Origin of the sequence: Ruegeria sp. HKCCA5463, assembly GCF_013034175.1 — a bacterium.
GTDB lineage: Bacteria > Pseudomonadota > Alphaproteobacteria > Rhodobacterales > Rhodobacteraceae > Ruegeria.
The window spans coordinates 203,775-226,405 of sequence record NZ_WQFL01000001.1; the positions used below are offsets into that span (position 1 = coordinate 203,775).

General features: G+C 59.1%; 19 protein-coding genes. 10 read left to right on the forward strand and 9 right to left on the reverse strand.

The features are described from left to right. Positions 1 to 13 precede the first annotated feature (13 nt). The 4 genes from GOW09_RS01025 (at position 14) to GOW09_RS01040 (ending at position 4,576) form a co-directional block, all read left to right on the forward strand. A complete protein-coding gene (locus tag GOW09_RS01025; protein WP_152458621.1) occupies positions 14 to 1,468 on the forward strand; it encodes an NAD(P)(+) transhydrogenase (Re/Si-specific) subunit beta in 1,455 nt (484 codons plus the stop codon). 161 nt (positions 1,469 to 1,629) lie between these two features. Next, positions 1,630 to 1,986: a VOC family protein gene (locus GOW09_RS01030; protein ID WP_171114982.1), complete on the forward strand. Its 357-nt coding sequence runs from the start codon at positions 1,630 to 1,632 to the stop codon at positions 1,984 to 1,986. A gap of 107 nt (positions 1,987 to 2,093) precedes the next feature. Further along, positions 2,094 to 3,371 carry a DUF3422 family protein gene (locus tag GOW09_RS01035; protein WP_152458619.1) on the forward strand — a complete coding sequence of 426 codons (1,278 nt, stop codon included), beginning with the start codon at positions 2,094 to 2,096 and terminating at the stop codon, positions 3,369 to 3,371. A gap of 68 nt (positions 3,372 to 3,439) precedes the next feature. Next, entirely contained in the window at positions 3,440 to 4,576 is a 1,137-nt protein-coding gene (locus GOW09_RS01040) for an MFS transporter (RefSeq protein WP_171114984.1), read from the forward strand. A gap of 7 nt (positions 4,577 to 4,583) precedes the next feature. Here GOW09_RS01040 and GOW09_RS01045 read toward each other — a convergent pair whose 3' ends face one another. The 3 genes from GOW09_RS01045 to GOW09_RS01055 form a co-directional block, all read right to left on the reverse strand. Further along, positions 4,584 to 5,564 (reverse strand): ABC transporter permease, encoded by a 981-nt coding sequence (locus GOW09_RS01045; RefSeq protein ID WP_152458617.1) that lies wholly within the window; start codon positions 5,562 to 5,564, stop codon positions 4,584 to 4,586. Then, positions 5,557 to 6,564 (reverse strand): ABC transporter permease, encoded by a 1,008-nt coding sequence (locus GOW09_RS01050; protein WP_171114986.1) that lies wholly within the window; start codon positions 6,562 to 6,564, stop codon positions 5,557 to 5,559. Before GOW09_RS01050 ends, GOW09_RS01045 begins: the two co-directional genes overlap by 8 nt. 94 nt (positions 6,565 to 6,658) lie before the next feature. Further along, a complete protein-coding gene (locus tag GOW09_RS01055) occupies positions 6,659 to 8,365 on the reverse strand; it encodes a peptide ABC transporter substrate-binding protein (protein ID WP_171114988.1) in 1,707 nt (568 codons plus the stop codon). A gap of 285 nt (positions 8,366 to 8,650) precedes the next feature. On the opposite strand from GOW09_RS01055, the gene GOW09_RS01060 reads away from it, so the two are divergent. The 5 genes from GOW09_RS01060 to GOW09_RS01080 are packed head-to-tail and all read left to right on the forward strand — an operon-like array spanning position 8,651 to position 15,219. Continuing rightward, a complete protein-coding gene (locus tag GOW09_RS01060) occupies positions 8,651 to 10,471 on the forward strand; it encodes an ABC transporter ATP-binding protein (protein ID WP_171114990.1) in 1,821 nt (606 codons plus the stop codon). A gap of 5 nt (positions 10,472 to 10,476) precedes the next feature. Then, on the forward strand, positions 10,477 to 11,646 hold the full coding sequence (gene argE / locus GOW09_RS01065) for an acetylornithine deacetylase (RefSeq protein WP_171114992.1): 1,170 nt from the start codon (positions 10,477 to 10,479) through the stop codon (positions 11,644 to 11,646). A gap of 40 nt (positions 11,647 to 11,686) precedes the next feature. After that, positions 11,687 to 12,853, forward strand: coding sequence for a M20 aminoacylase family protein (locus GOW09_RS01070; RefSeq protein WP_171114994.1), 1,167 nt, complete (start codon positions 11,687 to 11,689; stop codon positions 12,851 to 12,853). 16 nt (positions 12,854 to 12,869) lie between these two features. Beyond that, positions 12,870 to 14,033, forward strand: coding sequence for a M20 aminoacylase family protein (locus GOW09_RS01075; protein WP_171114996.1), 1,164 nt, complete (start codon positions 12,870 to 12,872; stop codon positions 14,031 to 14,033). A 22-nt stretch (positions 14,034 to 14,055) separates the two neighbouring features. Then, positions 14,056 to 15,219: a M20 aminoacylase family protein gene (locus GOW09_RS01080; RefSeq protein ID WP_171114998.1), complete on the forward strand. Its 1,164-nt coding sequence runs from the start codon at positions 14,056 to 14,058 to the stop codon at positions 15,217 to 15,219. Between the two features lie 71 nt (positions 15,220 to 15,290). Here the strand turns inward: GOW09_RS01080 and GOW09_RS01085 are convergent, their stop codons facing one another. Continuing rightward, positions 15,291 to 16,589 (reverse strand): 3-deoxy-D-manno-octulosonic acid transferase, encoded by a 1,299-nt coding sequence (locus GOW09_RS01085; protein WP_171115001.1) that lies wholly within the window; start codon positions 16,587 to 16,589, stop codon positions 15,291 to 15,293. Position 16,590: 1 nt separating this feature from the next. Beyond that, complete coding sequence (gene moaA, locus GOW09_RS01090; RefSeq protein WP_171116477.1) at positions 16,591 to 17,598, reverse strand: GTP 3',8-cyclase MoaA; 1,008 nt, start codon at positions 17,596 to 17,598, stop codon at positions 16,591 to 16,593. Between the two features lie 90 nt (positions 17,599 to 17,688). On the opposite strand from moaA, the gene GOW09_RS01095 reads away from it, so the two are divergent. After that, on the forward strand, positions 17,689 to 18,120 hold the full coding sequence (locus GOW09_RS01095; RefSeq protein WP_171115003.1) for a hypothetical protein: 432 nt from the start codon (positions 17,689 to 17,691) through the stop codon (positions 18,118 to 18,120). Here GOW09_RS01095 and GOW09_RS01100 read toward each other — a convergent pair. Genes GOW09_RS01100 through glmU form a run of 4 tightly spaced genes read right to left on the reverse strand, consistent with a single transcriptional unit; the run spans position 18,108 to position 22,525 of the window. Continuing rightward, positions 18,108 to 18,794, reverse strand: coding sequence for a DNA alkylation repair protein (locus GOW09_RS01100; protein ID WP_152458606.1), 687 nt, complete (start codon positions 18,792 to 18,794; stop codon positions 18,108 to 18,110). The two genes, GOW09_RS01095 and GOW09_RS01100, sit on opposite strands and share 13 nt — an antisense overlap. A 5-nt stretch (positions 18,795 to 18,799) precedes the next feature. Then, entirely contained in the window at positions 18,800 to 19,342 is a 543-nt protein-coding gene (locus tag GOW09_RS01105; protein WP_152458605.1) for a pyridoxamine 5'-phosphate oxidase family protein, read from the reverse strand. Positions 19,343 to 19,345: 3 nt separating this feature from the next. Next, complete coding sequence (glmS, locus tag GOW09_RS01110) at positions 19,346 to 21,169, reverse strand: glutamine--fructose-6-phosphate transaminase (isomerizing) (protein WP_171115005.1); 1,824 nt, start codon at positions 21,167 to 21,169, stop codon at positions 19,346 to 19,348. A 3-nt stretch (positions 21,170 to 21,172) separates the two neighbouring features. Further along, complete coding sequence (glmU, locus tag GOW09_RS01115) at positions 21,173 to 22,525, reverse strand: bifunctional UDP-N-acetylglucosamine diphosphorylase/glucosamine-1-phosphate N-acetyltransferase GlmU (RefSeq protein ID WP_171115008.1); 1,353 nt, start codon at positions 22,523 to 22,525, stop codon at positions 21,173 to 21,175. Positions 22,526 to 22,631 lie beyond the last annotated feature (106 nt).

A 22,631-nucleotide genomic window follows, 5' to 3' on the forward strand; every position in this document is an offset into this window, starting at 1 on the left:
GGAGGCCGGGCACATGGATTATGGCTTCACCACTGCCGCCTATGTTGTTGCGGCTGTCCTTTTCATCCTTTCGCTCGGCGGTTTGTCGAACCAGGAAAGCGCCAAGCGCGCGGTCTGGTATGGCATCGTCGGTATGGCGCTGGCGGTTTTTGCCACGCTGGTTGGCCCGGGCTCGGGTCTGTGGCTTCTGTCGCTGCTGCTGATTGCGGGCGGTGGTTTCATCGGCCAATATGTTGCGCAGCGCGTCCAGATGACCGAGATGCCGCAGCTTGTTGCGGCGATGCACTCGCTGGTCGGTCTTGCGGCCGTGTTCGTCGGCTTCAACGCGCATTTCGAGATCGGCAACGTGGCGCAGGTCATGGCCATTGCGGACAGTGCCAGCCAGGCGGATCTGTCCGATCTGGGGTCTTTTGCCAAGCTGATTGCCAAGAAAACCCCGGCTGAGCTGGCAATCCTGCATGTGGAACTGTTCCTGGGCATCTTCATCGGTGCGATCACCTTTACCGGGTCGGTCGTAGCTTATGGCAAGTTGGCGGGCAAGGTGACCTCGGCAGCGACAAAGCTGCCCGGTGGCCATGCGCTGAACGCGGCGGCAGCGGGTCTCTCGCTGATCTGCCTGATCTGGTACACATCGACAGGTGGTCTGTTCCCGCTGATCCTGATGACGCTGGCGGCGTTATTCATCGGCTATCACCTGATCATGGGCATCGGCGGCGCTGACATGCCGGTGGTGGTGTCGATGCTGAACAGCTATTCGGGTTGGGCGGCTGCGGCGATCGGTTTCTCGCTGGGCAACGACCTGTTGATCGTGGTCGGTGCGCTGGTGGGCTCGTCGGGTGCGATCCTGTCCTACATCATGTGCAAGGCGATGAACCGCCATTTTGTCAGCGTGATCCTTGGCGGTTTTGGTGGCCCGCAGGGCGAACAGATGGCCGTTGAAGGCGAACAGATCGCTATCGAGGCTGATGGCGTTGCTGCGGCTTTGAACGACGCGGACAGCGTGATCATCATTCCGGGCTATGGGATGGCCGTGGCACAGGCGCAGCAATCGGTTTCCGAACTGGTGCGCAAGCTGCGGGCCAAGGGCAAGAACGTTCGTTTCGCAATCCACCCTGTGGCGGGCCGCTTGCCGGGCCACATGAACGTTTTGCTGGCCGAAGCGAAGGTGCCGTATGATATCGTTCTGGAAATGGACGAGATCAACGACGACTTTCCGGACACAGATGTGGCCATCGTCATCGGTTCGAACGACATCGTGAACCCGGCGGCGCAAGAAGATCCCAACAGCCCCATTGCCGGAATGCCGGTTCTGGAATGCTGGAAAGCCAAGCAGGTGTTTGTCTCGAAACGTGGTCAGGGCACCGGGTATTCCGGCATCGAAAACCCGCTGTTCTTCAAAGAGAACACCCGGATGTTCTACGGCGACGCCAAGGAGTCGCTAGACAAGCTGCTGCCGATGATCGATTGATCGTCGCGTTTGATCCGATTGCAAAGGGCGCCTTTGGGCGCCCTTTTCTTTTTGAGTGTGCATGGGGGCGTTGCCCCCAAACCCCCAGGATATTTCCAGCCAGATGAAGCAGGCGGAGTGTGGTAGTCTGGGGTGGCGGCACAGATGGCAGGAGGTCGAGGATGGAGAAAGTGAATGGTATTGGCGGAGTGTTCTTTCGCGCCCGCGACCCTAAAGCGCTGAGCGCCTGGTATGAGAAGCACCTGGGCGTCAATCATTATGACCCCGTGCCCTGGAAGCAGCGTGAAGGCTATACGGTCTTTGCGCCATTCGCGGAGGACACCGAATATTTCGGACGGGCCGATCAGCAGTGGATGATCAATTTTCGTGTTGATGACCTGGCCGCGCTGACGGCGCAGCTTGATCAGGCTGGAATCACGGTGGAAACCAATCCTGACTGGGACAGCGAAGTTGGAAAATTTGCCCGCATCCATGATCCCGAAGGCAACCCCATCGAGCTGTGGCAGCCAAATCAATGAGATAGCAGGGTTGTATACCGTTGTATCCCTGTAAGTATATGAAATAAAAAGAGAATTGATGTATCAATTATGTGCCGTATAGTGCGCGTGACGAGGCGGAGCCATACATGACACCGATAGACGACCATCCCCTTCGCTATGCGCTGGCAAATGAACTGCATGCGCGACCCTTCCCGGTCGCGTCAATGCCCTGTACGGTGGTCTTTCTTGCGATCAAAAAGCCCGAGGCCGCCGTGGCGCGCGATCGACGTGAGGATTTGGCTCATTTGATCGACCTGCTGGATCGCCACGGTGCGCAGCACCCTCGGCCGGATGCCACGCATTACGCGGGCCAGATTGGCCGCCATTGGTTGAAGTGGGAGCAGCATACCGAATTTGTGACCTACACGGCGATCGCGCAGAATGTGAGTGATCGCGCCTTTGATCCGGCTGACTTTGAGGTCTTTCCGCCCGATTGGTTGATGGCCAGTCCTGGCCAAAGGGTTACGTCAGTATTGATGCGCGTCGTTGAACGCGACAGTGACGACTTGGTGAAGTCGAAACTGCTGGATTGGTTCGAGCCGGAAAGCCTGGCCGTGTCCAGGGTGTTGGACGATGCAGCGGTTTGTGCCAGTGATTTTCGGATCGATCCGGCAGGTCACATGCGCTTTGCCTTGTTCGTGGCCGAGGGCACCGGACGGCGCCGGACGGGACGGATTATTCAGCGTCTTTGCGAAATAGAAACGTATAAGGCGATGTCGATGCTGGGTTTTGCGCGCGTCAAGCAGCTGATGCCGCGTATCGGAGAGCTGGACGGGCAACTCACCCGATTGATGGGGCAGATGACCGACAACTCGGCGCAGCCTGACGCGCTGTTGCAGGATTTGCTGGCAACGTCGATCGAGCTCGAAACTTTGTCGGCCCGGTGTTCCTTCCGGTTCGGAGCTACGGGGGCGTATGAGGCCATCGTCAACCAGCGGATCGAAGTGTTGCGAGAAGAACGTTTCGAAGGTGGTCAGAATTTCGCCGATTTCATGATGCGCCGATATGACCCTGCAATTCGCACCGTGAAATCCACGGAACGCCGGCTTCAGGCCTTGTCGGACCGGGCGATCCGTGCCGGTGAGTTGCTGCGGACAAGAGTGGATGTGGAACGCAGCGCGCAAAACCAGGCGTTGCTGGAAAGCATGGACCGTCGGGCTGATCTGGCACTGCGCTTGCAACACACGGTCGAGGGGCTTTCCGTGGTTGCCATCAGCTATTACGCGGTTTCGCTGGTCAGCTATCTTTTGTATCCGCTGACGGCCTCTGGCATCAGCAAGGGCATGCTGACGGCGGCGGTAACGATCCCGGTTGTCGCCGGGGTGTGGTACTCGGTGCGACGCATTCGCAAACGGCTCGGTTGAGCAGCAATTGCCAATGTTCGTCTGACCTGTAGAACAGCGGCATTGGGCAAGCAGAGCGAGGGCTTGGAATGATAAGCATAGTTGCAGCATGGCGCGCTGTCGCCGCCATGTTCATTCTGAATGGTGCCCTGTTCGGAATCTGGGCGTCGCGCATTCCCGCCATACGTGACCGCTTGGAACTGTCCCATGAGGCGCTTGGATATGGCCTGTTGTTCATGGCTGCGGGGGCTGTCTGCTCTTTCCCGATAACCGGGCGGCTTACGGATCGATTCGGCGCAGTTGCAATCACCCGGATCATTGCGGTTCTGTACACGGGGTCGCTGATCCTGCTTGCCATGGCTGATGGGCTTTGGGGGCTGGCAGTGTTCCTTTTTGTCTTTGGCGCCTGTCACGGGTCGATGGATGTTGCAATGAATGCATGGGCCGCCGAGGTAGAGCAGGCATATGACAAACCCGTTATGTCCTCGTTCCACGCAATGTGGAGCCTTGGGGCCGGACTTGGCGCGCTCAGCGGGTATGTCGCGGTTCAGATGGGGCTGACGGTTCTTGTGCACTTCCTGTTGGCGGGTGGCGTGGTTGTTGGCCTTGCGCTTGCGTCATCCTGGGTAAGCTGGACTTCGCGCCAATCCCAAGAGCCTCAGAGTACGGTTTTCGCCTTGCCTTCCGGTGCGTTGATACTGGTTGGCATAGCCGCCTTGTGCGGGGCATTGGGCGAAGGGGCCGTCGCGGACTGGAGCGCGATATATCTGCGTGACATCACAGGGGCGTCCGAAAGCGTCGCTGCCTTGGGCTATGCGGTATTTTCAGTGACCATGGTGGCGTTTCGACTTGCAGGCGCGCTTGTCATCACCCGGTTCGGACCGGTCGTTTCCGCCCGGTTCGGCGGTATTTGCGCGGCTTTGGGCGTTTTCACGGTGGTTTCAACAGTAACGATCTTGCCCGTGCTGGCCGGCTTTGCATTGATGGGAATAGGTTATGCCGTGATCATGCCGCTGGCATTCAGCCGGGCGGCCAGCGATCCAAGTGTGCCGCCGGGGCAAGCCATCGCAAGTGTTGCGACATTGGGGTATGGGGGGCTGTTGATCGGTCCGCCGTTGATCGGCTTTTTGGCGGAAGTGTTCGGCCTGCGTCTGGCCTTCGCTGTGCTGTTGCCATTGGCCGTTCTGATCGTGCTGTCGGCCGGCGCGCTGAGGCGCGCCGACTGAACTTGTTTCAGCGTCCGCGAATGCGGGGATCCAGCGCATCGCGCAGACCGTCACCCAGATAGTTGACGCTCAGGACAGTCAGCGAGATTGCCAGACCAGGCCAGAATACACGCTCGGGATATTGCTGTAGGTAATCGACTCCGTCGAACAGCAGGCGGCCCCATGTCGGGAAGTCGGGCGGAAAGCCCAGACCCAGGAAGGAAAGCGCGCTTTCGGTAATGATCGCCGTCGCAATCCCCAGCGTCGCCGATACCATGATCGGAGACAACACGTTCGGCAGGATATGCCGCGTGATGATCTGAGTGTTGCTGGTGCCGATGGACCGGGCCGCCAGAACGAATTCACGCTCTTTGATGGCCAGCACGTCACCCCGTACGATCCGCGCCGTAGGCATCCACGAGGTGATACCGATGGCGCAGACGATCAGGATGAAGATCCCGCGCTCCAACCCGAACGCGGCCGACAGGGGTTCACGGAACAGCAGCATCATGACCAGCAGCAAGGGCAGCAGGGGCAGGGCCAGAAACAGGTCTGTCAGACGCATAAGCGGACCATCCAGCCGTTTGAAGAACCCGGCCAGAACACCGATGAAGGATCCCAGGAACAGTGCCAGCAGCATCGCGGTGATGCCCACCGATACCGAGGTTTGACCGCCCGACATCATGCGCGCCAGAATATCCCGGCCCAACTGGTCGGTGCCGAAGGGATGCGCCCAGCTTGGCCCCTGATTGCGGGCCCGGATATCGATCTGCGTTGGATCAATGCTCCAGAGATAGGGGCCCAGATAGACGCCCGCCACGATCAGGATGAACAGCACCGCACCCACCATGGCGCCCTTGTGCGTCTTGAACTGATCCCAGACGTCGCGCCATTGGCTACGCGGCGGGGTCGTGAGTTCCTCCATCACATCAGCGGTTGGCAGCGCGGTGGATGCCGGGGCCAGACCTTCGTCGGGGATCAGCGTGTCTGATTTGTCGTGATCAGTCATAGCGAATCCTCGGGTCCAGAATGCCATACAGGACGTCGGCGATCAGGTTGAACAGCACGATCAGCACGGCAAAGATGAAGGTCAGGGTTTGCACCATCGGCAGGTCATTGGCCTGAATGGCGCCAATCAGCAACTGGCCGATACCATTCACCTTGAAAACCTGCTCGGTGATGATGGCGCCGCCGAAGATGGCCGGGATACCCAGTGCAATGACCGTGACCACGGGGATCATCGAGTTCCGCAGAACGTGGACCATGACCACGGTGTATTCGCTGAGCCCCTTGGCGCGCGCGGTGCGGACGTAATCCTGATTGAGATTGTCCAGCATCGAGGCGCGCATGAAACGGCTGAGCTGTGCCGTGATCTGCAACGCCAGCACCATGACCGGCATGATCATCTGCTTCAGCTGCACGACGAAGCTGTCCCAGCTGTTGACCACATGCGTGGTGTCATAGATCGACGGGAACCAGCCCAATTGGACCGAGAAGATCACGATCACCAGAACGCCCGAGAAAAACGGAGGGACCGAGAAGCCGACCATCGACACGAAGGTGCCCATCTGGTCGAACCAGGAATACTGGCGATAGGCCGAATAGATGCCGATGGGCAGGGCGATCAGGATGGCGACCACATAGGCGGTGCCGACAACCCACAGGGTCTGCGGGATACGCTGAACGACGATGTCCATGACGGGCGAGCGGGTCTGCCAGGATATCACGCGCAGGTCGCCTGCGGAAAAACTGGTGCCGAAGATGTGGTCGATCAGAACCTGCGGTTCGATCCAGAAGAATTGCACGATCCATTTCCAGAACCGGATATGCATCGGCTGGCCAAGGCCGAGCGCCTCGCGCATCTTTTCCTTGACTTCGGGGGGAACGGTGAGCGGAACCTGCGCCATCGGATCGCCGGGTGCGAGTTCGAGGAGCAGGAAGATGACGAGGCTGATGAAGAGCAGCGTTGGAACGGCCAGCACCAGTCGTCTGATTGTGAAATTAAGCATTAAGAGGCGCCTTTATATGCGTCTTCTTGTTGGGGTGGGATGCAAATGACCGCGCCCCGATAACGATCGGGGCGCGGTTTTGCAAGGTCAGTGCTTAGGAACCGGTCTTGCGGTACCAGTCCGCAATGTTCCACAGCTCGCTGTCCCAAACGTTCAGGACAACGCCACCCAGGGTGTTTGCATGTGCCGACAGGCGACCACGGTGAACCAGCGGGATCATGCCACCATTCTGAACCATGATGTCATTCAGCTGCTTGGCGATTTCCGCACGCGCTTCCAGACCAGCGGTTTCGGCCAATTGAGCGTGCAGCTTGTCGAACTCTTCGTTGCAGAAGCGGCTGATGTTTTCGCCCTGCCACTGCGTCTCGGGACGCGGTGCCTTGTCGCACAGACCATTGCCCAGATAGGACTGCGGGTCGGTGCCGTTGAAGGTGTTGGCGTACATTTCAACGTCGGCATAGAACTTCTGGAACGTGTCGGGCGAGCCCGGGTCACCACCGAAGAAGACCGATGCGTTGATGTTGCGCAATTCGGTTTCAATGCCGATCTGGCTCCACCATTCCTTGATCAGCGCTTGGAAGTCCTGACGGACAGCGTTGGTCGAGGTCTGATAGACGATCTTCAGCGGAACGCCGTCCTTCTCGCGGACGCCGTCGCCGTTGGTATCGACGATGCCGGCATCATCCAGCAGTTTCTTGGCGCCTTCGATATCCTGGGTGTCGCAGGTCATCGAGGTCGAGTTGAACGCGGCAGGGGCCGGAACCCAGTTGCAGGTCACTTTACCAGCCTGACCATAGCCAATTTCCACCAGCAGCGGACGGTCGATGGCCATGGACATGGCTTTGTAAACGGCCGGGTCCTTCAGGAATGGGTGCGGATGCTTGGCCGTCGAACGCTCGCCTTCCGGCAACTCGGGCGACGGGTTGGTCTGGTTCAGCATGATGCGCTCGACCAGCGGACCGAAGCCCGCAACCGGCGTACCTTTGCCACCTTCCTGCATCTGTGCGATCACTTCCGGAGCCAGTTGCAGGTTCCACGCATAGTCAAATTCACCGGTTTCCATGACGGCACGACCTGCAGCCGTCGCGTCACCGCCGCCTTTGAAGGTCACGGTCGCGAAGGCAGGTTTCGCCGGATCACGATAGTTGTCGTTGGCCTTGAAGGTAATCACGTCGTTCGGTTTGAACTCGGTGACGACAAAGGGGCCGGTGCCGATCGGGTTGAAGTTCTGTTCGGTGCATTCCGGGGCTTTTGCGCCCATGCAGTTTTCGAACTGGGCCTTTTGAAGGATCGGGCTTTCACCGCCGACGAACGGGCCATAGGGGAAGGGGGTCGGTGCGTCGAAAGTGACCTTGACGGTCAGGTCATCAACAGCTTCGACCGAGGTGACGCCTTCGAACTTGGTCACCTGCGCGCAGCCACCTTCCGGGTGCATACAGTAATCGGCGGTGAACTTCACGTCAGCAGCGGTGAACGGAGAGCCGTCAGACCATGTGATTCCCGGTGCAATTTTCCATGTGATCGACGTCAGGTCTTCGCTGACACCGCCATTTTCCACGGTCGGGATTTCAGACGCCAGATATGGCACCATGTTGCCGTCCTGGTCGTAGCGGGCAAGTGGTTCGATCACCAGCGAGGCTGATTCCACGTCTTTCGTACCGCCGGACAGGAACGGGTTCAGGATCGACGGAGCCTGCCAATAGATGATGCTGACATTGCCGTCCGAACCGCGCTCGGCAAAGGCCATCGGGGCCATTGCCGTGCTTGCGATCGCACCAAGCAAAAGGGTTTTGATTTTCATAAGTCACTCCCGAATTGGACACGTTCGTGTCTCGATTATCTCCGCAAGGCCTGCGGGTTTGGCGTTGCCGCTTCGGGGTAAGTTTTTGATCAATAAAGATAATAGCGCTAACGACATAAATCGGCGCTGCCTCCCCAAGGCGGTTACGTTGGGTATCGAAACAGAACTTGAGAAAAATGCAAGTGGTGCCGTCGCGAAAATGTGTAATGGGTTTGACTTTTCCCGGTGGCCCGCCGTAGCGTTCGGCATTCAGAACAAGAATAACCTCGTCAAGGGAGCGCGCACGTGCTGGATCAGCCTATTGCTCAAATCAAAAAACTGCGGGTGGAGTTTCAGACAAAGGACGGTCCCGTTGTTGGTGTTGAGGACGTCTCGTTCGAGGTCAAACCAGGCGAAACCGTTTGTATCGTTGGCGAATCGGGCTCGGGGAAGTCGGTTTCATCTTTGTCCTTGATGCGTCTGGTCGAGTTCGGTGGCGGCGAAATCGCGGGCGGTGAATTGCTGTTTGATCGTCGTGATGGCGAAGAAATGGACCTGGCGAAGGCCGATCAGGATCTGATGAAGCAGATTCGCGGCAACGAGATCGGGATGATCTTTCAAGAGCCGATGACCGCGCTGAACCCCGTTTTCACCGTGGGCCGCCAGTTGACCGAAGGTCTGCGCATCCACAAGGACATGACGAAAGCGCAGGCCGAGGAACGGGCGCTGGAATTGCTGCGTCAGGTCCGTATCCCAGAGCCCGAGCGCCGTCTGAAGCAATATCCTCACGAGTTGTCGGGCGGGATGCGCCAACGTGTTGTCATTGCGATGGCGATGGCCTGTGAGCCGCGCCTGTTGATTGCCGACGAACCCACCACGGCGCTGGATGTGACCATTCAGGCCGAGATCCTGGCCTTGATGGACCGCCTCAAGCGGGAAACCGGAACTGCGGTGATGTTCATCACCCACGACATGGCCGTGGTTGCCCAGATGGCTGACCGCGTTGTTGTGATGTTCCGCGGCAACAAGGTCGAAGAAGGCACGGTCAAGGAAATCTTCGAAAACCCACAGCACGACTATACCAAGGCGTTGCTGGCCGCGGTGCCGAAACTGGGCGAGATGCAGGGAAAATCTGCGCCCGAGCCAATGAAGCTGCTGGGGGTCGAAGGGCAGAATATTGCGCCAATTCCGGGTACGGAAGAGGTTCTGCTGACCGTCAAGAACCTGACAACACGGTTCCCGGTCAAAGGCGGGCTTTTGCGGCGCACGATTTCGAACGTTCATGCGGTCGAGGATGTCTCGTTCACTCTGAACAAAGGGCAAACGCTCAGTCTTGTAGGGGAATCCGGATGCGGCAAGTCTTCGGCAGGGCGCTCGATCCTGCGGCTGGTTGAGCCGTTGGCGGGCGAGATTGATCTGGACGGTGTCGATATCATGAAGCTTGATCCGTCTGGTTTGCGCAAGGCGCGGTTGGACATGCAGATGATTTTTCAGGACCCGTTCGCCTCGCTGAACCCGCAGATGCAGCTGGTCGACCAAGTGGCCGAGCCGATGCGCAATTATGATGTGGCGTCGGGATCCGAACTTCAGGATCGCGTGGCACAATTGTTCGACAAGGTGCAATTGCCGCGCAGCTTCATGCGTCGCTTCCCGCATGAAATGTCCGGCGGTCAGCGTCAGCGGATTGCAATTGCCCGCGCTTTGGCCCTGAACCCCAAGCTGATCATTGCGGATGAGGCGGTCTCGGCCCTTGACGTGTCGGTTCAGGCGCAGGTTCTGAACCTGATGATGGAATTGCAGTCCGAGCTGGGCCTGTCATACCTGTTCATCAGCCACGACATGGCCGTTGTCGAACGGGTCAGCCACTATGTCGGGGTCATGTATCTGGGGCGCATTGTCGAGCTTGGACCCCGGGCGCGGGTGTTCGAGAACCCGCAGCATCCCTATACACAGGCGCTGATGAAGGCGGTTCCGATCGCGGACCCGAACAAGCGGAAATCGGAAAAGGATCTGAATTTCAAACCGATCCCTTCTCCTATTCATCCCACCAACTACACGCCGGAACCTTCGCAATATCAAGAGGTTGAGGCAGGGCACTTCATTCTGACCACGGACAGCGGGTATTGACCCCAATGGCGAAACGCCTGACCCCGCTTGAGATCATGACACAGCTGATCTCATTTCCGACCGTAAGCCGTGATACCAATCTGCCGCTGGTGGATTGGGTTCAGGACTACTTGCAGGGCCACGGAATCGAAAGCCACCGCTGGCCAGATCCGAACCAACCGCACAAGGCTGCGATCTTTGCGCATGTTGGTCCATCCGAAGAAGGCGCGGTGGTTCTGTCCGGTCACACGGATGTCGTGCCGGTGGACGGTCAGCCGTGGGACACTGATCCTTTCACGGTGACCGAGAAAGACGGCAAGTACTTCGGTCGCGGCACCTGCGACATGAAGGGGTTTGACGCCCTGGCCATCTGGGCCCTGGTCGAAGCACACCATGCCAATATCAGCCGGCCGCTTCAGCTGGCGCTCAGCTTTGATGAAGAGGTCGGATGCACCGGTGCGCCGCCCATGATTGAAGCAATGCAACAGGTTCTGCCCAAGGGATCGGCAGTGATAGTGGGTGAGCCGTCGATGATGCAGGCGGTGACGGGGCACAAGGGCGGGTTCGGCATTGATACACATATCGTCGGGTTCGAAGTGCACAGCTCGATCATGCATACTGGCGTGAACGCGATCATGGCGGCGGCGCCTTTGATCGATTGGGCAAATCACAGAAATGCCGAAAGCATGGCTGCTGAGCCGAGCGAAATCGCGGCTGTATTTGACCCGCCGTGGACAACCTGTCATGTCGGCATGATTGAAGGCGGGACAGCGCACAACATCACCGCCAAAGACTGCACTTTCATGATGGATTTTCGCACGGTGCCGGACGAAACGCAGGCTGAATGGCGCGATGCCTATATCGAACAGGTCCGCCAGGTCGAAGCTCGGATGCAGGCAGTTCACCCCGATGCGCGCATCGAACTGTCCGAGCGTTTCGCGATCCCGGGGCTGGTGCCCGAACAGGACGGAGAAGCCGAAGCTTTGGTGCGCGCCCTGACCGGGGACAACGCAAGCCACGTCGTCAGCTATGGGACCGAGGCGGGGCAGTTTCAGGCGGCCGGGTATTCAGCCGTGATCTGCGGCCCGGGTGATATCGCGCAGGCTCATCAGCCGAACGAGTTCATATCGATCGCGCAGTTCGAAGCTGGGCATAGGTTCATGCAACGATTGGTTGAAGGGCTGAGCGCGGCGTAACATTCAACGTGGCCTCAGTGGTTCAGGGGAGGGTCTTGAGATGCCTGTCAAAAACAGACTTGCAGAGATGCATGGCGATATTACCAAGTGGCGCCGCCACCTGCACGCACATCCTGAACTGATGTATGACGTGCATGAAACGGCTGCTTTCGTAGTCGAGCGTCTCAGGGAATTTGGTGTGGATGAGATCACGCCGGGAATTGGCAGGACGGGTGTCGTGGCCGTGATCCGGGGGCGGCAGGATACGACCGGGCGCGTGATCGGGTTGCGTGCTGACATGGACGCATTGCCGATCGAAGAAGCGACGGGGTTGGATTATGCCTCGACCGTATCGGGAAAGATGCACGCCTGCGGGCATGACGGGCATACCTCGATGCTGCTTGGGGCCGCCCAGTACCTGGCTGAAACCCGAAACTTCGATGGCACCGTTGTTCTGATTTTTCAGCCCGCCGAAGAAGGTGGCGCAGGCGGTCTGGCCATGTGTCAGGACGGCCTGATGGATCGCTGGGGCATTGATGAGGTCTATGGCATGCACAATATGCCGGGGTTGCCGGTGGGCGAATTCGCGATCCGACCCGGCGCCTTGCTGGCCTCATCTGATGAATTCGAAATCACGATCACCGGCAAGGGCGGACACGCCGCTGCACCGCATGACGCGGTAGACACCACGCTGGTGGCCTCGCATATCGTCGTGTCGTTGCAGTCCGTCGTGGCGCGCACCGTCGATCCGATCAAACGCGTGGTGCTGACCGTGGGTACGTTTGAAACGGACAGTGTCGCGTCGAACGTGATCGCTCATACCGTCCGCTTGCAGGGGACTGTCCGGACGCTCGACCCCGAGTACCGCGTCATTGCGGAAGAGCGCGTGCGCAGGATCGCCGAGGATACGGCCTCGGCCTTCGGCGCAAAGGCGGATGTCGTCTGGACACCCGGCTATCCTGTGACTGTGAATTCCGAGGCCGAAACGGCATACGCTGCCGTGGCGGCCGAGGCCGTGGCGGGCAAGGTCAATGACAGCACTGATCCGATCATGCCGTCGGAAGATTTTGCCTACATGCTTGAAGAACGGCCCGGAGCTTACATCTTTATCGGGAACGGGGACACGGCCATGTGCCATCACCCGGAATACAATTTTGACGACAATGCGATTCCCGCCGGTTGCAGTTGGTTTGCCGAGATCGTGGAACGACGATTGCCCGTGGCATAATTTGAGGGAGAGTGACATGCCGATCAAAAACCGCCTCGCAGAGATGCACGAAGAGATCACAGGCTGGCGGCGTGACATTCACCAACATCCGGAAATTCTGTACGACACGCACCGCACCAGCGCGCTGGTGGCGGAAAAGCTGAAGGAATTCGGCTGTGATGAGGTCGTTACAGGCATCGGTCGTACCGGCGTGGTCGGGGTCATTCGGGGAAAGAGCGACACGCAGGGCCGTGTGATTGGCCTGCGCGCCGACATGGATGCGCTGCCGATGCAGGAACAGACCGGGCTGGACTATGCCTCGAAGATATCAGGCGCGATGCATGCCTGCGGGCATGACGGGCATACCGCTATGGTTTTGGGGGCGGCAAAGTACCTCTCTGAGACGCGCAATTTCGATGGCACTGCAATCGTGATCTTTCAGCCCGCCGAAGAGGGCGGGAATGGCGCCGAGGCCATGTGCAAGGACGGTCTGATGGACCGGTTCGGCATTCAGGAAGTCTATGCGATGCACAACGTACCGGGCCTGCCAACCGGGCAGTTCGCGATCCGTTCGGGCCCTTTGCTGGCCGCAGCGGACGAATTTGATATCCATCTTGAAGGGCGCGGAGGTCACGCTGCAAAACCCCATGAGACGGTCGATACGACGGTGATGCTGTCGCAAATGATCGTAGCATTGCAGACGATCGTGTCGCGCAATGCCGATCCGATCCTGCAAGCCGTGCTGTCGGTGACGTCCGTTGAGACGTCTTCGACAGCGTTCAACGTGATCCCGCAATCGGCGCAGATACGCGGCACGGTCCGGACCCATTCCAACCAGATGCGTGATCTGATCGAACAGCGCCTCAAAGAGGTCGCCGAAGGGATTGCAGTAACATTCGGTGGTTCCGTGAACGTCAATTACTCGCGCGGCGTTCCGGTGACGATCAATGCCGAAACTCAGACGGGATACGCGGCAGAGGCCGCAGTCTCGGTCGGAGGCAGCTGCATCGAGGCGCCGATGGTGATGGGGGGCGAGGATTTCTCGTTCATGCTGGAGGAACGGCCCGGAGCCTTCATCGTTCTGGGCAACGGTGACAGCGCCGGGTTGCACCACCCTGAATACGATTTCAACGACGAGATCATCCCGATTGGATGTTCGTGGTTCGCAGAAATGGTCGAGCGCCGAATGCCGGCGGCTTGAACTGAATTAGGAGAGAATAGACATGCCAGTCAAAAACCGCTTTGCCGAACTGCAGGATGAGATCACCGCCTGGCGACGGGATCTGCACCAAAACCCTGAAATCCTGTTCGAAACGCACCGCACCAGCGCAATGGTGGCCGAGAAGTTGCAGGAGTTTGGTTGCGACGAGGTCGTCACCGGCATCGGGCGTACAGGCGTTGTTGGCGTGATCAAGGGCAATTCGGACCGCAGCGGCAAGGTGATCGGTTTGCGGGCGGATATGGATGCGTTGCCGATCCATGAGGCGACGGGGTTGGACTATGCGTCGAAAACGCCGGGCGCCATGCATGCCTGCGGCCATGATGGCCACACGGCGATGCTGCTTGGTGCGGCGAAGTATCTGTCTGAAACCCGAAATTTCGATGGCACGGTTGTTGTAATCTTCCAGCCTGCCGAAGAGGGCGGCGGTGGTGGTCGTGAAATGTGTGAAGATGGCATGATGGAACGCTGGAATATTCAGGAAGTCTACGGCATGCACAATTGGCCGGGACAACCTGTGGGCAAGTTCGCCATCCGTCCCGGCTCTTTCTTTGCCGCAACCGATCAGTTCGACATCACTTTCGAAGGGCGCGGCGGTCATGCTGCCAAGCCGCATGAAACAGTAGATACCACGGTACTGGCCGCGCAGGCGGTGTTGGCGCTTCAGACGATTTCCTCGCGCAATGCCGACCCTATCGATCAGGTCGTGGTGTCGGTGACGTCGTTCGAGACCTCGTCGAAAGCGTTCAACGTGATCCCGCAGACTGTTCAGATCAAGGGTACCGTGCGCACCATGAGCAAGGATATGCGGGATCTGGCCGAAAAGCGGATCAATGAGATCTGCAATGGTGTGGCGGCAACGTTCGGAGGCACCGCCGATGTGACCTATATCCGCGGGTATCCGGTGATGGTGAACAGTGAAGAGCAGACAGAGTTTGCCGCAGCCGTTGCCCGGTCGGTATCGGGTGATTGCGACGATGCGCCTTTGGTCATGGGCGGCGAGGATTTTGCCTTTATGCTGGAGGAGCGCCCTGGCGCCTATATCCTGGTGGGTAACGGCGATACGGCCATGGTTCACCACCCGGAATACAACTTCAACGATGAGGCGATTCCCGCCGGGTGCAGCTGGTGGGCAGAGATCGTCGAGCAGCGGATGCCGGCGGCCTGATGGGGCGGGTGGGGGCTCTGCCCCCACACCCCCGGGATATTTTGGCCAGATGAAGAGGGATCCCGCCCCGGTCACGTCAGGTCGAGCGAACGGCACAGCGTTTCCACAACGGAGTCCAGTGCGTTGCTTTGCGTCTTGACGCAGGATTGGGCCGCGCTGCGGGCCCGGGTCAGGGCTTGGTCGTCTGAAAGCCAATGGTCGACCGCCGCAGAGAGATCTGTTTCGGTTCGAACCTCGATGGCGCCACCGGTTTTGATCAACGGCGCGAAAGTTTCAGCAAAATTGAAGTATCCGGGGCCGGTTATCACGGCGGCTCCGGCCTGGGCGGGTTCGAAAGGGTTGTGGCCGCCGATGTTTTTCAGGGAGCCGCCCAGGAACACGATGGGAGACAGAGCGTACCATGTGCCGGTCTCGCCCAGTGTATCAGCGACATATACCTGGGTTTCGGTTTTGATCGGGGAAGTTTCTGATCGGAACGCGGCGTTGAGATCGGAGGCGTCCAGTAGTTTTGCGATATCGCCGCGGCGCTCTGGGTGGCGGGGGATCAGCAACAGCAGCAGATCGGGCCAGCGTTCCAGAAGTGATTTATGCGCGGCCAGAACGATTTCCTCTTCACCGGCATGGGTTGAACTGGCGATCCACACAGGTCTGCCAGAAATCTGAGAACCGATGTCTTCGAGCGTGCCGTGGTCTATGGGAAGAGGGTCTGACATGGCCTTGAGATTGGTGCCGGGCCGGACGCGACCGGCAGGGGCACCCATGGCTGCCAGGTTGGCTGCGGTTTTGTCGTTTTGCGTCAGGAACAGGTTGAACTTGTTCAAAACGAACCGCGCTGTTCTGGGGCGTTTTTTCCAACCGGCAACGGACTTGTCCGACAGTCGTGCATTCAGAAGAGCCAGCGGAACGCCGTGTCTGGCGCTTTCGACGATCAAACGCGGCCATATCTCACTTTCGACGAAAACTCCGCCCTCTGGTTGCCAATGGTTCAGAAAGCGCCGGACCGGGCCTGCCGTGTCCAGCGGCGGGAATTGATGCCGTGTGCGGGGCGGCAGGCGTTTTTCGATCAGAGCCGCTGAGGTCGGGGTGCCCGAGGTGATCAGAAACTCGGCCTCAGGCAGGCGATCTGCCAGCCGTCTGATCAGGCTGAGAACCGAAAGGCTTTCGCCGACGCTGGCGGCGTGGAACCAGACCAAACGCCCATTCGGTCTGGGCAGGCTGGCATGGCCAAGGCGTTCTTGTTGACGCTTGTCGGGTACGTTTGCTTCCCGCAGCTTGTTCCGAACGACCCGCCATATCAGGGGCGCGGCCAGAGACGTGAGGGCGCAGTACACATGGTACAACGCCGTGGGGCGGCCGTCGTGATCCGGCATATCAGCCGCCTGTATGGCTCATGTGACGGCTCATCCGGCCATCGACGGCTTGGCGGGAATAGTCGAAGTCATGCCCTTTGGGCTTGAGATTGATCGCAGATCGGATCGCGTCTTCAAGTGGCTGTTCGGTGTCGGTATGATCGCGCAGGGCACCGCGCAGGTCGGCCATGTCTTCCTGACCCAGGCACATGTAAAGTTCGCCCGTGCAGGTTAGGCGGACCCTGTTGCAGCTTTCACAGAAATTGTGCGACAGTGGCGTTATGAAACCGATTTTCTGGCCGGTTTCCTCGAGCCGCACGTAACGGGCTGGGCCACCGCTGCGTTCGGCCAGATCGGTGACCGAATAGCGGTTTTCGTATTCTTTCCGCACGTCCTTGAGCGACCAGTACTGATCCAGGCGGTCTTCGTTTCCTATATCGCCCATGGGCATGACTTCGATCCAGGTCAGATCCATATCCCGCTGGGCGCACCATTCCGTGATTTTGGGAAGTTCGGGCTCGTTGAACCCTTTCAGGGCAACGGCATTTATCTTGATCCGCAGGCCAGCTTTTTGCGCGGCGTCGATTCCGTTCAAAACCTGTTTCAGGCGACCCCAGCGCGTCACCTTGGCAAACTTGTCATCATCCAGAGTGTCCAGCGAGACATTCACCCGACGCACACCGGCCGCATAAAGGTCTTCGGAAAATCGGTGCAGTTGCGAACCGTTGGTTGTCAGCGTCAACTCCTTCAATGCACCGCTGTCCAGATGACGTGTCATCGAATTGAAGAACGTCATGATGTTGCGACGCACCAAAGGCTCACCACCCGTAATGCGCAGCTTTTCGACCCCCATTCTGACGAAGGTCGAACACATCCGGTCCAGCTCCTCCAATGTCAGCAGGTCTTTCTTGGGCAGAAAGGTCATGTTCTCGGACATGCAATACACGCAGCGGAAGTCGCAGCGATCCGTGACGGAGACGCGGAGATACGTGATGGCGCGGGCAAACGGGTCGATTAGCGGAGCTGTCATGCCATATAGGTAAAGCTGGAACATGGCCGCGACAAGGGCGAACTGCGCTTTGCGCTGGAACAGGTGGGCGCAGGGTTGTAGGTTTCCGGCATGAAGAAAATACTTGTTTTGACATGCGTAATGACGGCCGGATGCGACGCCGTGCAGTCAACGACTGACCGAGTGTTCGGCGGGGGCGACGCGCCCGCCCAGACGGTGTCTGACACGGAAACGGGCACAGCAGTTGCCGAAGAGGTGTTGCAACCCGAACCGGTTTCCGCGCGCCCGAACTGGGTTGGGGCGAAGACCACCATCGCCGGGCTTGGGGATCCGACCACTCCGGGGCGCTGGATGCAGACACCGCTGGTAGACAGCGAAGTTACCGCGCGTGTTGTCGTGCCACGGACCGGGGCGCAGGCCTATATCACGTTGGTCCCGGTTTCCGGTCCTGACAGCGGCGGCAGCCGCTTGTCGCTGGACGCCATGAGGGCCCTGTTGGTGCCCTTCGACGAACTTGTCGAGCTTGAGGTCTATGTGAACTGATTTTTCAGGTATTTGCCTGCTTCGCGGCGGGCAAACGGCTTCATGGCATCACCGTGCTGTTTCAGAAAGGCGATCACGCGTTCCGGGTCATGTTTGGACAGTTCGCGCAGCCACCAGGCGATGGATTTCTGGATGAACCAGTTGCGGTCCGAAACATATCCCGCAGCCCAGCCAAGGATGCGGTCACGGCGGTGCAGATCGTCAGGCTTGGGGTGGTTCTGTTTGGTCCAGGGCAGGGTTGCGACCAAGGCCGCGCGCCGGGTCCACATGTGATCGGACCGGGTCCACAGTTCGACCTCGTCCAACCGTTCGGGATCCGCTGAAAGCCGTTTTTGCATCGCCATGCACGCGTGGTCCGCAACGGCCCAGGCATCGAAATCCGGCAGCCAGCTTTGAAGCAAATTCCAAACCGCCGCATCCGGTCGGATGCGTGCCTGAGTCAAGAGTTTGGATGCGGCAAGTCGCCCCTCGTGGATGTTGCTTTGCCATAGCCCGTCCGCCAATGCGACCCTCGCCGGCACGTCCAGTTCTTTCCGCCACGCCTTGGTCAGGTCGTTGAGAACCGGGTTCGCGACGCCCAGATAGATGCGATCCGCCTTGTGGTAACTGGCCATCTGGGTCGCCCGCTCGGGGTCACCATGCGCTTTGATCTGATCGAGATATCCACTCAGCATCGGGCTCACTTTGGTACGCCGGTTGGCTTTCCATCAATCGTTTGGCTGTTCCTTTCCACCCAATACGAGCGGATGTCCTCGTCTGATTTTCCATCCACCCAATTCTGCATCGTATCGCGGTCGGATTGGAATTCCATGAAAGGCACGGCATAGCCGCAAGAGGTCTGTACCATGTCGATCGACTGGTCATAGATCTGCCGTGCGCTTCGGTGATTTGGGAATAGGCCGGCAAGGTCGTCCCATCCATCATCCCCGACATGCAGGCAACGTGCCGTGCCATAGGTGCGCAGGATCATCGGACGTGTGGTGAAGGAACACCACATCAGCGTCATCCTGTTGATCTGCAAAAGATGCCCCGCCGTTTCATTGCCACTGCCGGTCAGGTTCATCCAGACGATGCGGTTCGGCCCCAATACCCGCAGCGAATCCATTCCCTTGGGGGAAATATTGACACGACCTTCGGCCCCGGCGGTGCCGACGAAGAACATATGCTGATCTTCGATGAACTTTTGATGCGCTTCCTCAAGCTGCGGGAACTGCTTGGCCATAATTCACTCCACCGTGACCGACTTGGCCAGATTGCGCGGCTGATCCACATCCGTGCCCTTGGCAACCGCCGTGTGATAGGCCAGCAATTGCGCGGGAACCGAATACAGGATCGGTGCAAGGCTGGTGTGAACATGCGGCATGCGGATGGTGCTCCAGACGCCGTCGCCGGCCTCGTCAATGCCGTCATCATCAGAGACCAGGATCACCTTGCCCTTGCGCGCCATCACTTCCTGCATATTCGATACGGTCTTGTCGAACACGGTGTCACGGGGTGCCATGACAACCACGGGCATATGCTTGTCGATCAGGGCGATGGGGCCGTGTTTCAACTCTCCTGACGCATAACCTTCGGCGTGGATATAGCTGATTTCCTTCAGCTTCAGCGCGCCTTCCATTGCCAGCGGATACATCAGGCCACGGCCCAGAAACAGGACGTCGCGTGCCTCGGACAGGCGTTGGGCGGCTTTGCGGATTGCCCGGTTCTGATCGAGTGCGGCGTTCAATACGGTCGGCAATCCGCGCAGCGCGGCGGCATGATCGGCGATGTCCTCATCCGTCATCGTGCCCCGGTCTGCTGCGGCCTTGAGCGCCAGCATCAGCAGCACGCTCAACTGGCAGGTGAAGGCTTTTGTCGACGCCACTCCGATTTCGACACCGGCATGGATCGGCAAGGCAATATCGCTTTCGCGTGCAATCGAGCTTTCGGGCACGTTGACGACCGAAACGATCTTGTCTGCCTTGCCCTCACAATACCGCAACGCGGCCAGCGTGTCGGCGGTTTCGCCCGACTGGCTGACGAAAAGCGCCAGTGTTCGATCCGTGATCGGAGGTTCGCGATAGCGGAACTCGCTGGCGATATCGACCTCGACCGGCATCTTGGCCAGTTGCTCGAACCAGTATTTCGCGGTCAGGCAGGCGTAAAACGCGGTGCCGCAGGCCACCATGGTCAGACGGTCCAGCTTGCTAAAATCCAGATCGGCATCGGGCAGTGCCACGCGGTCACCACCCGTGGGCAGGTAGGACCGGATCGCCTCTGCTACAACGACGGGCTGTTCAGCGATTTCCTTGGCCATGAAATGCTTGTGCTCGCCCTTGTCCGCACGCGTATGGTCCAGCTTGATCTTGCGCTTTTCCCGGTTGGCCAGCTCACCGGCTTCGTTGCGGATTTCAAGCGACGTTCGCGTCAGAACCGCGCGGTCGCCTTCTTCCAGATATGTGATCTGGTTGGTCAGAGGCGCCAGGGCGATGGCGTCAGAGCCCACATACATCTCGCCATCCCCATGTCCGATGGCCAGTGGTGATCCCTTGCGGGCCGCCACGATCAGGTCGTCCTCTCCGTCGAACAGAAAGGCCAGCGCAAAGGCGCCTTCCAACTGGTCGATCGTCTTGAACGCGGCCTCAACCGGGGACAGGCCCGAGTTCAGGTGGTGTTCCGTCATGAGGGCAACCGTTTCCGTGTCGGTTTCGGTTTGGAAATCAACGCCATGTTCGGCCAGTTCGGCCCTCAGGTCGCGATAGTTTTCGACGATGCCGTTGTGAACGACGGCCACAGGGCCCGCCTTGTGCGGATGTGCATTGTTGACCGACGGGGCGCCATGCGTGGCCCAGCGGGTATGGCCTATGCCGGATTTTCCGGGAAGAGGATCATGCACCAGAAGGTCGCTGAGGTTGACCAGCTTGCCAACCGCGCGCCGCCGGCCCAATGCGCCGTCGTTGACGGTTGCAATCCCGGCGCTGTCATAGCCGCGATATTCCAGCCGTTTCAGGGCTTCTACCAGAATAGGGGCGGCCTCGTGCTGCCCCAAAACACCTACTATTCCACACATATCTCAGGCCTTTTTATCGCGGCGAGCCTTTTTCGCCTTCAACATATCAAACAATTTGCGCGCATATCCGGGCTTGTTTTCCTGCTTGGCCCGCGCAACAGCCAGCGCATCAGGGTCCACATCCCTGGTCACGACAGTGCCAGTCGCGGTCATCGCGCCGTCGCCCACTGTGACCGGCGCTACCAGCATGGTGTTCGAGCCGACAAAGACATTCTCACCAATCGTGGTCTTGTGCTTCATCACGCCATCATAGTTGCAGGTGATCGTGCCTGCGCCGATGTTGGTCGCAGCGCCAACCGAAGCGTCCCCGATATAGCTGAGGTGATTGACCTTCGCGCCTTCGGCGATTTCGGCATTCTTGATCTCGACGAAATTGCCGACCCGCGTGTTTTCGGCCAGTTCGGCACCGGGGCGCAGGCGTGCGTAGGGGCCGACGACAGCGCCCCGGCTGACATGGCAGCCCTCAAGATGTGAAAAGGCGCGGATCGTTGCGCCGCTTTCGACCGTGACGCCCGGGCCGAACACCACATTCGGTTCGATCACCGTATCGCGCCCGACCACCGTATCCGCGGCCAGATACACCGTGTCAGGCGCCATCAAGGTGACGCCCAGGTCAAGAAGCTCGGCACGGGCGCGCGCCTGAAATACGGCATCGGCGGCAGCCAGATCTGCGCGAGAGTTCACGCCCAGCGTCTGCGCCTCGTCGCACGCAACTGCGGTCACGTTCAGCCCCCGGCGGCGCGCAATTTCAACCACGTCGGTCAGATAGTATTCGCCCGAAGCGTTGTCGTTTCCGACCTCGTCGATCAGCGAAAACAGCAGCTGCGCATTGCAGGCCAAAAGTCCTGAATTGCAGAATGTTATGGATCGTTCTTCATCTGACGCATCCTTGAATTCGACAATGCGTTCCAGCACGTCGCCAGTCATGACCAGCCGGCCATAACGGGCAGGATCGGCTGCTTCAAAGCCAAGAATGACAAGGTCATTCCCTGACCGTGCCTCGATCATCCTTTCCAGCGTGTCGGGCTGCAAGAACGGGGTGTCGCCATAAAGAACAACCACATCACCTTCGAACCCGCTCAATGCGCTTCGGGCCTGGGCGACCGCATGGGCCGTACCCAACTGGTCTTCCTGCACGGTGATCTGCGCCCCTTCATCCTCGGCCCGTGCAACCTTTGCCACGGCTTCGGACCCGTGGCCGGTGACGATCACGGTATGTTCGGGCGACAGGACAGATCCGGCGCGCATCGCATGGATCAGCATCGGAACCTGAGCGATGGGATGCAGAACTTTGGGAAGGTCCGAATTCATCCTGGTGCCTTTTCCGGCGGCAAGGATGACAAGGGCAGTGGTCATGAATTCGTTTTCTCTTTGTGTTTTGTTGCCTTCCGTTTTATCCGCTGAGGTCAAAGGCGCAAGCCGTTCGGCCATCAAACAAGATTGCCGATTGAAACAGGATACG